This window comes from Erythrobacter litoralis, assembly GCF_001719165.1.
GTDB classification, from domain to species: domain Bacteria; phylum Pseudomonadota; class Alphaproteobacteria; order Sphingomonadales; family Sphingomonadaceae; genus Erythrobacter; species Erythrobacter litoralis.
Window position 1 is genome coordinate 1,764,580 of record NZ_CP017057.1, and the last position, 13,633, is coordinate 1,778,212.

The 13,633-nt window shown below is 65.4% G+C and carries 14 protein-coding genes; 10 read left to right on the top strand and 4 right to left on the bottom strand.

Annotation, left to right across the window (positions count from 1 at the left end; all coding sequences use genetic code 11):
- The first annotated feature begins 40 nt into the window (after positions 1–40).
- The 7 genes from ilvB (at position 41) to leuA (ending at position 7,793) form a co-directional block, all read left to right on the top strand.
- Positions 41–1,765 carry a biosynthetic-type acetolactate synthase large subunit gene (gene ilvB / locus Ga0102493_RS08435; RefSeq protein ID WP_034901267.1) on the top strand — a complete coding sequence of 575 codons (1,725 nt, stop codon included), beginning with the start codon at positions 41–43 and terminating at the stop codon, positions 1,763–1,765.
- 14 nt (positions 1,766–1,779) lie between these two features.
- A complete protein-coding gene (gene ilvN / locus Ga0102493_RS08440) occupies positions 1,780–2,301 on the top strand; it encodes an acetolactate synthase small subunit (RefSeq protein ID WP_034901266.1) in 522 nt (173 codons plus the stop codon).
- A gap of 102 nt (positions 2,302–2,403) precedes the next feature.
- Positions 2,404–3,423, top strand: coding sequence for a ketol-acid reductoisomerase (ilvC, locus tag Ga0102493_RS08445; RefSeq protein ID WP_034901264.1), 1,020 nt, complete (start codon positions 2,404–2,406; stop codon positions 3,421–3,423).
- A gap of 67 nt (positions 3,424–3,490) precedes the next feature.
- Positions 3,491–4,144, top strand: coding sequence for a YceI family protein (locus tag Ga0102493_RS08450; protein ID WP_034901262.1), 654 nt, complete (start codon positions 3,491–3,493; stop codon positions 4,142–4,144).
- A 44-nt stretch (positions 4,145–4,188) separates the two neighbouring features.
- Positions 4,189–5,337 carry an alpha-hydroxy acid oxidase gene (locus tag Ga0102493_RS08455; protein WP_034901260.1) on the top strand — a complete coding sequence of 383 codons (1,149 nt, stop codon included), beginning with the start codon at positions 4,189–4,191 and terminating at the stop codon, positions 5,335–5,337.
- Between the two features lie 101 nt (positions 5,338–5,438).
- Positions 5,439–5,888, top strand: coding sequence for a hypothetical protein (locus Ga0102493_RS08460; protein ID WP_034901256.1), 450 nt, complete (start codon positions 5,439–5,441; stop codon positions 5,886–5,888).
- A gap of 228 nt (positions 5,889–6,116) precedes the next feature.
- Positions 6,117–7,793, top strand: a complete 1,677-nt coding sequence (gene leuA / locus Ga0102493_RS08465) for a 2-isopropylmalate synthase (protein ID WP_034901253.1) — start codon at positions 6,117–6,119, stop codon at positions 7,791–7,793.
- On the opposite strand, the gene Ga0102493_RS08470 is transcribed toward leuA, so the two are convergent.
- Positions 7,790–8,653 (bottom strand): CPBP family intramembrane glutamic endopeptidase, encoded by an 864-nt coding sequence (locus tag Ga0102493_RS08470; RefSeq protein ID WP_051697613.1) that lies wholly within the window; start codon positions 8,651–8,653, stop codon positions 7,790–7,792. The two genes, leuA and Ga0102493_RS08470, sit on opposite strands and share 4 nt — an antisense overlap.
- Positions 8,654–8,848: 195 nt before the next feature.
- Here Ga0102493_RS08470 and Ga0102493_RS08475 point away from each other — a divergent pair, with 195 nt between their 5' ends.
- Positions 8,849–9,631, top strand: a complete 783-nt coding sequence (locus Ga0102493_RS08475; RefSeq protein WP_051697611.1) for a DUF2189 domain-containing protein — start codon at positions 8,849–8,851, stop codon at positions 9,629–9,631.
- A 4-nt stretch (positions 9,632–9,635) separates the two neighbouring features.
- Here Ga0102493_RS08475 and Ga0102493_RS08480 read toward each other — a convergent pair whose 3' ends face one another.
- A complete protein-coding gene (locus Ga0102493_RS08480; RefSeq protein ID WP_034901866.1) occupies positions 9,636–9,791 on the bottom strand; it encodes a DUF1328 domain-containing protein in 156 nt (51 codons plus the stop codon).
- Between the two features lie 315 nt (positions 9,792–10,106).
- Between Ga0102493_RS08480 and Ga0102493_RS08485 the strand changes: the two genes are divergently transcribed.
- Together Ga0102493_RS08485 and Ga0102493_RS08490 are read left to right on the top strand one after the other, a co-directional pair.
- On the top strand, positions 10,107–11,168 hold the full coding sequence (locus tag Ga0102493_RS08485; protein ID WP_034901249.1) for an amidohydrolase family protein: 1,062 nt from the start codon (positions 10,107–10,109) through the stop codon (positions 11,166–11,168).
- A 50-nt stretch (positions 11,169–11,218) separates the two neighbouring features.
- Positions 11,219–12,223, top strand: coding sequence for an NAD(P)H-dependent flavin oxidoreductase (locus Ga0102493_RS08490; RefSeq protein ID WP_034901247.1), 1,005 nt, complete (start codon positions 11,219–11,221; stop codon positions 12,221–12,223).
- Between the two features lie 7 nt (positions 12,224–12,230).
- On the opposite strand, the gene Ga0102493_RS08495 is transcribed toward Ga0102493_RS08490, so the two are convergent.
- Together Ga0102493_RS08495 and Ga0102493_RS08500 are read right to left on the bottom strand one after the other, a co-directional pair.
- Positions 12,231–12,740, bottom strand: a complete 510-nt coding sequence (locus Ga0102493_RS08495; protein WP_081845530.1) for an AHH domain-containing protein — start codon at positions 12,738–12,740, stop codon at positions 12,231–12,233.
- Positions 12,741–12,776: 36 nt separating this feature from the next.
- On the bottom strand, positions 12,777–13,607 hold the full coding sequence (locus tag Ga0102493_RS08500) for a hypothetical protein (protein ID WP_034901244.1): 831 nt from the start codon (positions 13,605–13,607) through the stop codon (positions 12,777–12,779).
- Positions 13,608–13,633 lie beyond the last annotated feature (26 nt).

Below are 13,633 nucleotides of genomic sequence, written 5' to 3' on the forward strand. Positions count from 1 at the left end.
GATTGGTAAAGTGGCGCAGCGTTCGGGAGCCGCCCTGTTGATGGATTGCCTTGGCGAGCAGGGGGTCGAATTCGTGTTCGGCTATCCCGGCGGCGCGGTGCTTCCCATCTATGACGAATTGTTCGGACACCCCAGCATCCGCCACATCCTCGTCCGCCACGAAGCGGGCGCGGCGCATGCGGCCGAAGGGTATGCCCGCGCGACCGGCAAGCCGGGCGTGGTGCTCGTCACTTCCGGTCCCGGCGCGACCAATGCGGTCACCGGGATTGCGGATGCCTTCATGGATTCGATCCCACTCGTCGTCATCACCGGACAGGTCCCGACCGGCCTGATCGGCACCGATGCCTTCCAGGAGGCCGACACGGTCGGCATCACCCGCCATTGCACCAAGCACAATTACCTCGTGAAGGACCCCGCCGACCTCGCCGCGACGGTCGAGGAAGCCTTCCGCATCGCCACGACCGGGCGCCCCGGGCCGGTCGTGATCGACATTCCCAAGGACGTACAGATCGCCGTGCCGGGAATGTCGCGCCGCGCCGCGCCCGCCCCGCATCGCTACCAGCCCCAGATGGTCGCGCCCGCCGAACAGATCGCCGAGGCGATCGAGATGATCGAGGCGGCGGAGCGCCCGATCCTCTACACGGGCGGCGGCGTCATCAATTCGGGCCCCGAAGCGAGCAGGCTCCTGCGCGCCTTCCAGGATCTCACGGGCGCGCCCGTCACCTCGACCCTAATGGGCCTCGGCGCGTTCAGCCACGACCATCCCGACTGGCTCGGCATGCTGGGCATGCACGGCACCTACGAAGCGAACATGGCAATGAACCAGTGCGACGTGATGGTCTGCATCGGCGCGCGCTTCGATGACCGGGTGACCGGTCGGCTCGACGCCTTCAGCCCGAATTCGAAGAAGATCCACATCGATATCGACCGAAGCTCGATCAACAAGAACGTCACCGTAGAACTCGGCATCGTCGCCGATTGCGCAACAGCGCTCGGCCAGATGGTCGAGGCGTGGGGTTCTTCGCGCAGGGGGCAGGATCTGGGCGAATGGAAGGCTCGCATCGCCGGCTGGCGGGCGCGCGAATCGCTCGCCTATCCCGACACGTCGAGGAAGGATCCGGCCGCGATCATGCCGCAGAAGGCAGTCGAGCGGCTGTTCGCGCTGACGAAGGAGCGCTCGCCGATCATCACCACCGAGGTCGGCCAGCACCAGATGTGGGCGGCGCAGTATTTCGGCTTCGCGGAGCCGAACAAGTGGCTTACCAGCGGCGGGCTCGGCACGATGGGCTACGGGCTCCCGGCGGCGATCGGTGCGCAATTGGGCCACCCGGACGCACTGGTGATCGACATTGCGGGCGAGGCGAGTATCCAGATGAACATCCAGGAACTCGGCACCGCTTCGCAATACCGCCTGCCGGTCAAGATCTTCATCCTCAACAACGAATACATGGGCATGGTCCGCCAGTGGCAGGAGCTGACCTATGAAAGCCGCTATTCGAACAGCTATTCCGACAGCCTGCCCGATTTCGTGAAGCTCGCCGAAGCCTATGGCTGGAAAGGCATCCGCATCACCGATCGCGGCGACCTCGACGCCGGGATCGAGGCGATGCTCGCGCATGACGGCCCGGTCATCGTCGATTGCTGCGTTGCCAAGGACGCGAACTGCCTGCCGATGATCCCGTCGGGTGCGGCGCATACCGACATGCTGCTTTACGGCGACCAGGTGCTCGGCACGATGGACGACGAAGCCAAGGCTCTGGTCTGAGGAAAGCCGCCGTCATGGGAATGAAGATCGCCGAAGCGCCGTCCGAGCGCCACGTCCTTACCGTCACGGTCGATAACGAGCCGGGGATCCTTGCCAAGATCACCGGTCTGTTCACCGCGCGCGGTTACAACATCGACAGCCTGACCGTGGCCGACATAACCGAGGACCACGCGATCAGCCGTATCACCATCGTCACCAACGGGCCTCCGGCGGTGATCGACCAGATCGAGGCGCAACTGGAACGGCTGGTCCCGGTCCACAAGGTCACTGACCTCACCACGGCCGGACCTCATGTCGAACGCGAACTTGCGCTTATAAAAGTCGCGGGAACGGGCGAAAAACGGGTCGAGGCGCTGCGCATCGCCGAACTGTTCCGGGCCAAGGTGGTCGACACCACCACGCACAGTTTCGTCTTCGAACTGACCGGAAGTCCCGACAAGATCGACAGCTTCATTGTGCTGATGCGCGAACTCGGCCTTGTCAGCGTGGGCCGGTCGGGGGTCGTCGGCATGATGCGCGGCGCCGGAGGGGCGTGACACCACTTTTCACGATGCGCCCGGCCGCCTAGGCCTCGCGCAAGCACAATATGCCGGGGGCAAGGCTTCCCGGCGCTTCGCCGAACGAGGGGAATACGAGAAATGAAAGTCTATTACGATGCCGACGCCGATCTCTCCCTGATCAAGGGCAAGAAGATCGCCGTGCTCGGCTATGGCTCGCAAGGGCATGCCCATGCCCAGAACCTGCGCGATTCGGGCGTCACCGAAGTGGCCATCGCCCTTCGCGAAGGCTCTTCCAGCGCGAAGAAGGCCGAAGCCGCCGGGTTCAAGGTGCTGTCGAACACCGAGGCGGCCAAGTGGGCCGACATCCTCATGATCCTCGCCCCCGACGAACACCAGGCGGGCATCTGGGAAAACGACCTTGCCGGCCACATGAAGCCGGGCTCCGCGCTCGCCTTCGCGCACGGGCTCAACGTGCATTTCGGCCTGATCGAGGCGCCTTCGGATATCGACGTCATCATGATCGCGCCCAAGGGTCCGGGCCACACGGTCCGCTCCGAATATGTCCGCGGCGGCGGCGTGCCGTGCCTCATCGCGATCCACCAGGATGCATCCGGCTCCGCTCACGATGTCGCGCTCGCCTATGCCGCAGGCGTCGGCGGCGGGCGTTCGGGCATCATCGAGACCAATTTCAAGGAAGAGTGCGAAACCGACCTGTTCGGCGAACAGGCGGTGCTGTGCGGCGGGATCACGCATCTGATCCAGGCCGGTTTCGAAACCCTGGTAGAAGCCGGATACGCGCCCGAAATGGCCTATTTCGAATGCCTCCACGAAACCAAGCTGATCGTCGACCTGCTTTATGAAGGCGGCATTGCGAACATGCGCTATTCGATCTCGAACACCGCCGAATACGGCGACATCACGACGGGTCCGCGGATCATCACCGATGAGACCAAGGCCGAAATGAAGCGCGTTCTCGCCGACATCCAGTCGGGCCGCTTCGTCAAGAACTTCGTGCTCGACAACCGCGCAGGGCAGCCCGAACTCAAGGCTGCGAGGAAGGCTGCCGAGGCGCATCCGATCGAGAAGACGGGCGCGGAGCTGCGCGCGATGATGCCGTGGATCGGCGAAGGAAAGCTGGTCGACAAGGAGAAGAACTGACGGAACCGGGGGCGGTCTTGGGCTATTGCCTTAGCGAATGTTGCATCCCGACCGGAGAAGTCATCGCATGAAGAAACTCGTTCTCGCCGCCGCCGCTACGACCGCCCTCGTCGCCGGGGGAATCACCGCTGCGCCCACGCTCTTCGCGCAGGCGGGCCCCGAAGTCCCCGGTGCATCCGATCCCGAGCGCGTGACGGCCGGGACCTACGCCGCCGATCCCGACCATTCGCTGGTCCTGTTCGAAGTCGACCATTTCGGATTCAACGAATATTTCGGCATCTTCGGCGATGTGACCGGCACGCTTGCGCTCGATCCCGACAATCTCGAAGCGGCGGCGGTCGATGTGACGATCCCCGTCGCCTCGGTCACCACTGCGAGCGCGGAACTCACCGACCACCTGCTGCGCCCGGGGAAGGATGGCGGAGACCCCGACTTCTTCGGAGCCGACCCGGCCCCGGCGCGTTTCGTCTCGACCTCTGTCACGGTCGACGGCACGACCGCGATGATCGAAGGGAACCTTACGCTCAACGGGATCACGAAGCCGGTCACTCTCGAGGCGGAGTTCACCGGCGCCGGGACGAACCCCACCAATGGCAAGGAAACCGTCGGCTTCGAGGCGGAGACCGAGATCAGGCGTTCCGATTTCAACGTCGATTACGCGCTCCCGCTGGTCAGCGACGAGGTAGAGCTCGAAATCAGCGTCGCTTTCGAGAAGCAATAGGCGCACTCGACACGCGCATCTCAATCGGGCAGTCGCCAGCAACCATGCGCCTTTCCGACTGCCACCGCATCGATGATTTCCGCCTTCTTGCCAGGAAGCGCCTGCCCTTCCCCGTGTTCGATTACATCGACGGGGCGGCGGATGACGAGCTGACCAAGGCGCGCAACACCGCGTCCTACGAAAACTGCGACCTCGTGCCCGACGTGCTCGCAGGGGTGGCCGAGATCGACACGAGTTGCACCATCCTCGGGCGCAGATCGGCGCTCCCGCTGATGCTTTCGCCCACCGCGGTCCAGCGCGCGTTCCACTGGGAGGGCGAGCGCGCCGTGGCGAAGGCGGCGGAGAAGTTCGGCCTGTGGTTCGGCATATCGAGCCTCGCGACCCGCAGCATCGAGGAGATTGCCCAGCTCACCAGCGGGCCGAAGCTGTTCCAGCTATATGTCCACAAGGACAAGTCGCTCAACACCCACATGATCGAGCGCTGCCAGGCAGCGGGCTTCGACGCGCTCGCGCTGACGGTCGACACGATCGTTTCGGGCAAGCGCGAGCGTTGCCTCCATTCGGGCTTCACCACCCCGCCCCGCTTCACGCCCGCGAGCGTCATTTCCTACGCGACAAAGCCCAAATGGACGCTCGACTACCTCCTGCGCGAGAAATTCCGCCTGCCCAATCTCGACACGCACGTCGCCGAAGGATCGAGCAAGGCGCTGAGCATCGCGGACTATTTCAACACGATGCTCGATACCTCGATGGACTGGGGCACGGCGGCGGCGATCCGCGAACAATGGGGCGGGACTTTCGTATTGAAGGGCGTGATGAGCGCCGCTGATGCGCGCCGCGCGGTAGAGATCGGGGCCGATGCGATCATGCTGTCGAACCATGGCGGGCGGCAACTCGACGGCAGTCGCGCGCCCTTCGACCAGCTGCCAGAGATCGTCGACGCGGTGGGCGGCGAGATCGAGATCATCTGCGACGGCGGCGTGCGGCGCGGCACCCATGCGCTCAAGGCCCTGTGCGCGGGGGCCGATGCGGCATCGGGAGGGCGGCTCTACCTCTATGCGCTGGCGGCGGCGGGACAGGACGGGGTCGAACGCGCGCTTTCCATCCTCAAGGACGAGATCGAGCGCGGCATGCGCCTGATGGGCGTGACGAGCGTGGACCAGCTCACGCAGGATCGCCTGCGCTGGAGATAGCGGGAAAACCCTCGAGCAGGCCGCAAGATCGGGCATGTCATCAAACTGCAACCTCGCGGGCGCTTGAGCGCCGCTGAAATTGCCAAGGACGCAGCATCGCCATGACCACGCTTTCGATCCCCGCACCGTTCGCCGTCATCGTGCCTCTGGCTCTTGCGCTCGCCGCCTGCGGTTCGCCGGAGCCGGCGGGCGAAACCGGCAACGCAGCCGACGCCTTCGCCGCCCGGATCAAGGACGCCTCGCCCTTGCCCGCGCCGACCCAGGCCCCGCGCATCGCCCAGCCCCTGCCCGGCGCAGCGCCCGGCCCGTATGTCCCCGGCACCGCGACCGACCCCGAAGCAAAGCTCTGCAACGCGCCTGCCATGGCACCCTATCTCGGCCGCGCAGCCGACGATGCGACCCGCGCCGAGATCATGGAGGTGATCGGCGGCGCGAACGAGGTGCGCTTCATCCAGGCCGGTTCGAGCTATATCGCGCCCGACCCCACCAATCCGCGGCTCAACCTGATGCTCGATGCGCAGAACATCATCCGCGACGCACGCTGCGGCTGAGGCGCTCTTTGTTGCCGCGAAGAGCGCCTGCCGCGCAAGATACGTGCCCTTCCCCCTTGCGCAAGCCGCTGCAATCGGCTTAAGGCGCCCCTCATGATACGGACCGGCATCTCGCTTCTACGACTTATGCGCCCTTGGGCGTGATGAGCCGCGCGTGATCGAGCCGCGGCATCGCTCCCAAGGGTGACGCCGCCGCAATCCTCACGACATCCAGAAGCGAGCTTTTCCATGCTCAAGAACCCATCAGCCAAATATCGCCCGTTCGGGCAGATCGACCTGCCCGACCGCCAATGGCCGAGCCGCCTGATCGAGGCCGCGCCCCGCTGGCTTTCGACCGATCTTCGCGACGGCAACCAGTCGATCATCGATCCAATGGACGCGGTGAAGAAGCGCCGTTTCTTCGACCTTCTCGTCGAAATCGGGGTGAAGGAGATCGAGGTCGGTTTCCCCAGCGCCGGGGCGACCGAATTCGATTTCATCTCCGGCCTAGTGAAGTCGGGAGACATTCCCCAAGACGTGACCGTGCAGGTCCTCACGCAGAGCCGCGAGGACCTTATCCGCACCAGCTTCGACAGCCTCGAAGGCGCGCATCGCGCGATCGTCCATCTCTACAACGCGGTCAGCCCGGCATGGCGCGAGATCGTCTTTCGCATGACCCGCGAGGAAGTGCGCGACATCGCGGTCAAGGGCGCGAAAGTCCTGCGCGACGAAGCGGCGAGGCGCCCCGGGACCGACTGGCATTTCCAGTATTCGCCGGAGACTTTCTCGACCGCCGAACTCGATTTCTCGATCGAGGTCGCTTCTGCCGTCATGGAAGTGCTCCAGCCCACGCCCGACCATCCGATCATCCTCAACCTGCCGGCCACGGTCGAGGCGGCGACGCCCAATGTCTATGCCGACCAGATCGAATATTTCTGCCGTCACCTGCCCAGACGCGAAAGCGCCGTCATCTCGCTCCACACGCACAATGACCGCGGCACCGGGGTCGCGGCGGCGGAACTGGGCCTGATGGCGGGCGCGGACCGGGTCGAGGGGTGCCTGTTCGGCAATGGCGAGCGGACCGGCAATTGCTGCCTCGTGACGATGGCGCTCAATCTCTACACGCAAGGTGTCGACCCGCGGCTCGATTTCTCCGACATCGACCGGGTGATCGAGACGGTCGAGTACTGCAACGACCTGCCCGTTCACCAGCGCCACCCCTATGGCGGCGAACTTGTCTTCACCGCGTTTTCCGGCAGCCACCAGGACGCGATCAAGAAGGGCTTCGAAGCGCGCGAGAGGCAGAATGACGAGGCATGGCGCGTGCCCTACCTGCCGATCGACCCGGCCGATCTGGGTCGCAATTACGAAGCGGTGATCCGGGTCAATTCGCAGTCCGGCAAGGGCGGCTTCGCCTGGGTGCTGGAAAAGGACCAGGGATTGAAGCTGCCCAAGCGGATGCAGGCCGATTTCTCGAAGGAGGTCCAGCGTCTCGCCGACGAACTGGGGCGCGAACTCAACGCCGCCGACATCTGGAACGCCTTTCGAAGCGCCTATCACGTCAAGACGCACCCGAAGCACTTCCAGCTGGTCGATTACGAGGAAAGCCGCGCCGCCGATGGAACCCGGGTTTTTGCAGGCACGATCGCGGTCGAGGGCCGGGAGCAGAGCGTCTCGGGCCGCGGCAACGGGCTCATCTCCTCCGTGATGGGCACGATCCGCGAAGCCTTCGGGGTCGAACTCGAAGTGGCGGATTATTCCGAACACGCGCTTGGCACCGGGACGGATGCCCGCGCGGCAGCCTATCTCGAATGCCGCGACACCAGCGGGCACACGATCTGGGGCTGCGGCATCGACGAGGATGTCGCAACCGCCAGCGTGCGAGCAGTGCTTTCGGCGGCGAATTCGGCGGTGGCCCGCCGCTAGACGGCCACCGGCCGGGCAAGGCCGAACGAGTGGTTCCGGCCGACGAGCAATGGCCCTGCAAGGATCGCCGCAACGCCCACTACCCCCGCCAGCAGCGATCCGGACACCGGGCTCGCCACGATGAGTGTCGGCGCATTGACGAGCGCGTGGCCGGCAATCGCGACCTCGAGCCGGGCCGTGCGCAGATAGAGCAGCGAGAGAAGGATTCCGCCGAGCATCATGTAGGCGAGCGCGCCGAAGATCGCGGCGAGACCGGCCGAGCCGTTGAGTAGGATCGTCGGCAGATGCCAGAGCGCAAAGATCGCGGCGGATCCGACCAGGGCGGCCGCGAGCCGCAGCCGTTCGCCCGCGATCCTCCCCGACAGCGCGAAGTGAAGCTGGGGCAGGAGATAGCCCCGGAACACCGTCTCCTCGAACAGGGCGGTCCCCAGCACCATCGCCGCGAACAGGCCGACCACATTCCCCGCGCCGTGTTCCTGCCACGATCCGTGATATTCGACCGGCGCGCCTGCCAGGATGGTCGCGATCACGGCGAGGGCGTTGGCCGCCAGCCATCCGGCGAGCAGCAGCCCTGCGAGCAGCGCGACCCATCCCGGCGCGAGGCCGAGATCGGCAAGGCGCAGTCCTCCCTTTGCGATGATGAGCCCGCCCACGATCAGGGCAGTCAGCGACAGGAACAGGACTAGGTTCGGATTGATCCAGCCCCCGGTCGCGGCATGCCACTGCCAGACCACGCTGTCCGCGCGGGAAAAGGCGAGCGCGTTGGTCGCGGTTATGCCCGCGGTCGCGGCCAGGACGACGATTGCGACGAGACCGACGGAAGACCGGCGGCTCTCGATCGCGGGAACCCCGGCGCACACAGAGCGTGCGCCCGCAGAGCTATGGGGCGGTAACCAAGCAGGCTGAGACATGGCATCCGGCATCCATGACAAGACAGGACCGCTGCGCAGTCTCATCGCCTCGGCCCCCATCTGGCAAGCAAAAACATGGCGATCTTGCGAAGTCGTGCGCTTGGGCGCAAGATCGTCGCCCCGTTGGAGAGGGGAGGATGGAACATGGGCACGTTACCCGAATCTGCGGGACTTGATGTCGCCGCTCCAGCGGTCATCGCGACCGATCTGACGCTCGGCGATCTCACCGCTGCGCTTGGCGCTGGCTGGCGCGATTTTATCGCCGCGCCGCAATACGGCCTGTTTTTCGGCGGGGTCTATGTCCTGGCAGGGCTTGCGGCCTTCTATGTCGCGCTGGTCGGCGGGGAACTGTCCTGGCTGATCCCGGCAGCGGCGGGATTTCCGCTAATCGCGCCCTTCGTCGCGGTCGGCCTCTACGAAGCGAGCCGCAGGCGCCAGCGCGCAGAGCCGCTCGGCTGGGGGCCGGTGCTCGGCGCATTGAAGGGGCACGGGGACGACCAGATCCTGTCGATGGGCGTGATCGTGTTCGTCGCGTTTTCATTCTGGATGATCGTCGCCCATGCGATCTTCGCGATCTTCATGGCCGAAAGCGGGATGGGAAGCGAAAGCCTTGCCGCGCTGGTCACGCCCGCGGGGCTGGCCATGCTCGCGGTGGGAAGCGCAGTCGGCGGCTTGATGGCGCTCGCCTTCTACGCGATGACGGTCATCAGCCTGCCGATGCTGGTCGATCGCAAGGTCAGCTTTCCGAGCGCGATCATCGCCAGTTTCGCGGTGATGCGCGGCAATCTGTTCGTGATGCTGGCCTGGGCGGCGATCATCGCCGGGCTGCTCGCCCTGGCGATGATCCCCGCCTTTGTCGGCCTGATGGTCGCACTGCCGGTGCTCGGCCATGCGACCTGGCACCTTTACGTGCGCGCGGTACGCTGAAGCGTCAGGCGCGGCCGCGCACGAAAGCGATCACGGCGAGAACGAGGAAGACGATGAACAGGACATAGGCGATATTTGTCGCCGCCCCTGCCAGTCCGCCAAAGCCCAGAAGCGCCGCGACAAGCGCGATGATAAGGAAGATGATAGCCCATTTAAGCATGATGATTACCTCCTGCCCTACCAATGGCGGCTTGCTGGAATAGGTCCCGGCATTGGGCAATCTTTTCGACGAACGACTGCACAGTCCTCGAAGGCGTGAATCTCAGCGCCATGGCATTTAACAAATGTGGTCTTTTACTGGCCCGGCCCGGATGCAGGCGCGGCGTGCGGCCCGTGTCCTCGCTTGCCCGGCCCGCCCATGCCCGATGACCAATCACGAATTTCTGCGCGCGCACCGTGTGACTGGAACGCCTTGCGTGCCATAGACATATGCGAATCGAGTGCCGGGAAACGGCGCCGCAAGGGGAGAGCGAGAATGAGCGAAACCGAAGCCCGGGCCGAAGAGATCCTCGAACCCGATTTGGCGATCATCGACCCGCACCATCACCTGTGGGACCTGCGCCCGCTTCTCCCGATGTTTCCCGAGCCGCGCCACCGCTTCATCGAGGCGCTCGTGCCGCATTCCTATTACACGTTCGACCACTTCCACGCTCATGCGACCAGCGGGCACAAGGTGATCGCCAGCGTCTTCATGGAGTGCGGCGCCTTCTACAACCCTGCGCTAGGCGAAGCGTTCGGCCCGGTGGGCGAGGTCGAATTCGTGAACGGTGTCGCCGCACAGGCCGCCAGCGGGCTTTACGGCGAAGTGCGCTGGTGCGCCGGGATCGTCGGCCATGCCGACCTGACGCGCGGCGCGGCAGCGGGCGAGGTGCTCGACGCGCTCAAGGCGGCCGCGCCTGCAAGATTTCGCGGAATTCGCCACCAGGGCGCATGGGACAAGGACCCCGAAGTGCTCGGCCCGCCCTTCCATGCGCCCGAGGGATTGTACCGCGACGCCACCTTCCGCGAAGGCTTCGCCGAACTGGGCAAGCGGAACATGAGCTTCGATGCCTGGATCCTCGAGCCGCAGATCCCCGACGTGATCGACCTCGCCCGCGCCTTTCCGGACGTGCCGATCTGCCTCGACCATTGCGGCACGCCCCTGGGCTGCGCGAGCTATGAGGGCAGGCTTGAAGAGCGCTTCGATATCTGGGCTGCGAACATTCGCGAGCTCGCCCGGTGCGACAACGTCATGGTGAAGCTCGGCGGGCTCGCCATGCACAATTGCGCCATGCCGAACGAAGGCCCCGCCGCCGGTCTCGGCTCCGAGGAACTGGCCCGCATGTGGCGCCCCTATGTCGAAACCTGCATCGAAGCCTTCGGGCCCAGGCGCGCCATGTTCGAAAGCAATTACCCGGTCGATTACTGGGGGGCGAGCTATCCCGTCCTGTGGAACGCCTTCAAACGGATCACCGGCGGCGCCAGCGCCGACGAAAAGGCCGACCTTTATGCCGGGAACGCGGCGCGCTTCTATGACATTGAAGAGGTGCTCCGCTAAGGACACACTGTCACATCTCAAGACGCAACCCTCTCAGGAGACATTCCACGATGCCGCTTCCCGCTCCGTTCGACCACCTGCGCCTGCCGCTGATCGGCTCGCCCCTGTTCATCGTGTCCGGACCGGAACTGGTGATCGCGCAATGCAAGGCGGGGATCATCGGCAGCTTCCCGGCGCTGAACGCGCGCCCGCAGAGCCTGCTCGACGAATGGCTCCACCAGATTACCGAAGAGCTCGCCAAGCATAACCGCGAGCACCCCGACCGCCCGGCAGCGCCCTTTGCCGTCAACCAGATCATTCACAAGACCAACGACCGGGTCGAAGCGGACATGGCGACCTGCGAGAAATGGCAGGTGCCGATGATCATCACCTCGCTCGGCGCGCGCACCGAGGTATTCGACGCGGTCCGCAACTGGGGCGGGATCACGATGCACGACGTGATCAACAACCGTTTTGCGATAAAGGCGATCGAAAAGGGCGCCGACGGCCTCATCCCGGTTGCCGCCGGCGCGGGCGGGCACGCAGGCGCCCTGTCGCCCTTCGCGCTGATGCAGGAAATCCGCGAATGGTTCGACGGGCTCGTGGCGCTGTCGGGTTCGATCGCGCACGGCGCCTCGATCCTCGCGGCCCAGGCATTGCGCGCGGATTTCGCCTATTCGGGCAGCGCTTTCATCGCCACCGAGGAAGCGAACGCGACCGAAGGCTACAAGCAAGGCATCGTCGAAGGCTCGTCCGAGGGGATCGTCTACACCAACCTGTTCACCGGCGTGCACGGCAATTACCTGCGCTCCTCGATCGAGAACGCGGGGCTCGATCCCGACAACCTGCCCGTCAGCGATCCTTCCAAGATGAACTTCGGCAGCGGCGGCAACACCAAGGCCAAGGCGTGGAAGGACATCTGGGGTTCGGGCCAGGGTGTCGGTGCGGTCAAGTCGGTCGGATCGGTCGAGGATCTCGTCGCCCGGATGGAGCGCGAATATCACGCGGCCAAAAGCCAGCTTGTCGCCAATTCGAACTACACCGCGTGGGAAAGCCTCGCCGAGGCGGCCGAGTAAGGCCAGCTCAAGCCTCCCGCGTCGAAACCCAGAGCGTTTCGGCCATCGCGTCGAGTTCGGTGAAGTCGAAGCCGGCGCCCAGCGGATCCCTGCGATTGAGGAGAAAGCGCCGCCGCTCGTCGAGGAGCTGGCGGCGCAAGGCCCCTTGCAGCAGGCAGAGCCGCAACAGCGCTTCGTGGAGCGCGGCCTCGGGATCGTGTCGGCGGGACTGTGCCCAGCGCCGTTCGATCCGCCCCACGCGTTCGATCACCACTTCGTTGTAACGCCGGTGCGGGCCGCGATGGAGCGGCATGCCTAGCCGCAAGGTCGCCTCCTCGGTCGCTGGCAGGAGCAGGCCGTTGACGCGGAAATCGTCGAACCCGACCGAACCTCGCCCGACCCCTTCGAAAAGAGTCCCGAAACAGCGCTCGCCCAGCAGCTGGCGGGGCAGGAGGTGGTGGCGCTGGAGGCCGGGATCGAAGCCGGGGCTGCCCTTGCGATTGACGTTGCGGAACGGGATCGCCGTCCGCCTCGCCATGCCCGGCCCTGCCCTGTGCGCCCCCCCTTGCAAGGGTTACTCCCGCCAGACCCGGATGAAGCGCCCATTGCGCGACGGGCGAAGGATCAGCCGCGTGCCGTCGGGCGCGATGATCCGCTCGCTTTCGTCGAGGCCACCGACGAGGACGAGCTGGTTGACGAGCCGCACGCCGAGCCGCGTCGCGCTGGCCCGGTCGGCCGAAAGCGGCGGCTCGATCCTGAGCTCCTGCCCGATCCAGTGTTCCAGCCCCACGCTCTGCAAGGCGCCGTCGATGTCTTCTCGGAACGCGGTCAGGCCGAGCGCGGGAAAGGCCCCGCCTTCGAGCCATGCGGTGACGGTCGATTCGAAGAACCGCCGGCCTATCGCGCTTTTCGCGGGCGGCCAGGCGACCGCCGCCAGATCGTCGAAATGATGAACGAGATCGCGGGCGAGCGCGATCATTCCGCGCATCACCGGCACGGTTCGCTCTCCGCCGGCAAGATGCGGCCCGGGCATGATCCGCATGCCCTCGCAGGTGGACAGGTTGGGCGCATCCTCCATGTCGAAGAGATTTTCGACATGGGGCACGGGGCATGCCCTTCCCGGCACCAAGCCGCGCAGGTCGAAAGTCAGCCCGTCGCGCAGCAGTTCGACCCAGACCTTCTCGGCGAGGTCGGCCCCTGCGGGCGCGGCAGGCGCATCGCCGTCCGCGCTCGCCGCGATCAGGCCGGGCGTGGGAGGGTCGAACGGGTCGTGGCTTAGCGAGACTGCCGGATGGCGTTCGGCGAAACGGCGGATTGAATCCCGATCGGGCCGCTTGCCCGGGGCAAACAGCAGGTAAAGCCCGGTATTGTCATTCGCTTGCTGCGCGATGACCTTTCCCCCCAATGAAAACCGTCCTCACCTCGATCCCG

Bases quoted from the DNA above. Each gene is read 5' to 3' on its own strand.
- Ga0102493_RS08450 (WP_034901262.1), top strand. From the start codon at position 3,491: ATGAAGAAACTCGTTCTCGCCGCCGCCGCTACGACCGCCCTCGTCGCC.
- Ga0102493_RS08475 (WP_051697611.1), top strand. From the start codon at position 8,849: ATGGGCACGTTACCCGAATCTGCGGGACTTGATGTCGCCGCTCCAGCG.
- Ga0102493_RS08480 (WP_034901866.1), bottom strand. From the start codon at position 9,791: ATGCTTAAATGGGCTATCATCTTCCTTATCATCGCGCTTGTCGCGGCG.
- Ga0102493_RS08495 (WP_081845530.1), bottom strand. From the start codon at position 12,740: ATGGCGAGGCGGACGGCGATCCCGTTCCGCAACGTCAATCGCAAGGGC.
- ilvN (WP_034901266.1), top strand. From the start codon at position 1,780: ATGGGAATGAAGATCGCCGAAGCGCCGTCCGAGCGCCACGTCCTTACC.
- Ga0102493_RS08490 (WP_034901247.1), top strand. From the start codon at position 11,219: ATGCCGCTTCCCGCTCCGTTCGACCACCTGCGCCTGCCGCTGATCGGC.
- Ga0102493_RS08460 (WP_034901256.1), top strand. From the start codon at position 5,439: ATGACCACGCTTTCGATCCCCGCACCGTTCGCCGTCATCGTGCCTCTG.
- leuA (WP_034901253.1), top strand. From the start codon at position 6,117: ATGCTCAAGAACCCATCAGCCAAATATCGCCCGTTCGGGCAGATCGAC.
- Ga0102493_RS08485 (WP_034901249.1), top strand. From the start codon at position 10,107: ATGAGCGAAACCGAAGCCCGGGCCGAAGAGATCCTCGAACCCGATTTG.
- Ga0102493_RS08455 (WP_034901260.1), top strand. From the start codon at position 4,189: ATGCGCCTTTCCGACTGCCACCGCATCGATGATTTCCGCCTTCTTGCC.
- ilvB (WP_034901267.1), top strand. From the start codon at position 41: ATGGATTGCCTTGGCGAGCAGGGGGTCGAATTCGTGTTCGGCTATCCC.
- ilvC (WP_034901264.1), top strand. From the start codon at position 2,404: ATGAAAGTCTATTACGATGCCGACGCCGATCTCTCCCTGATCAAGGGC.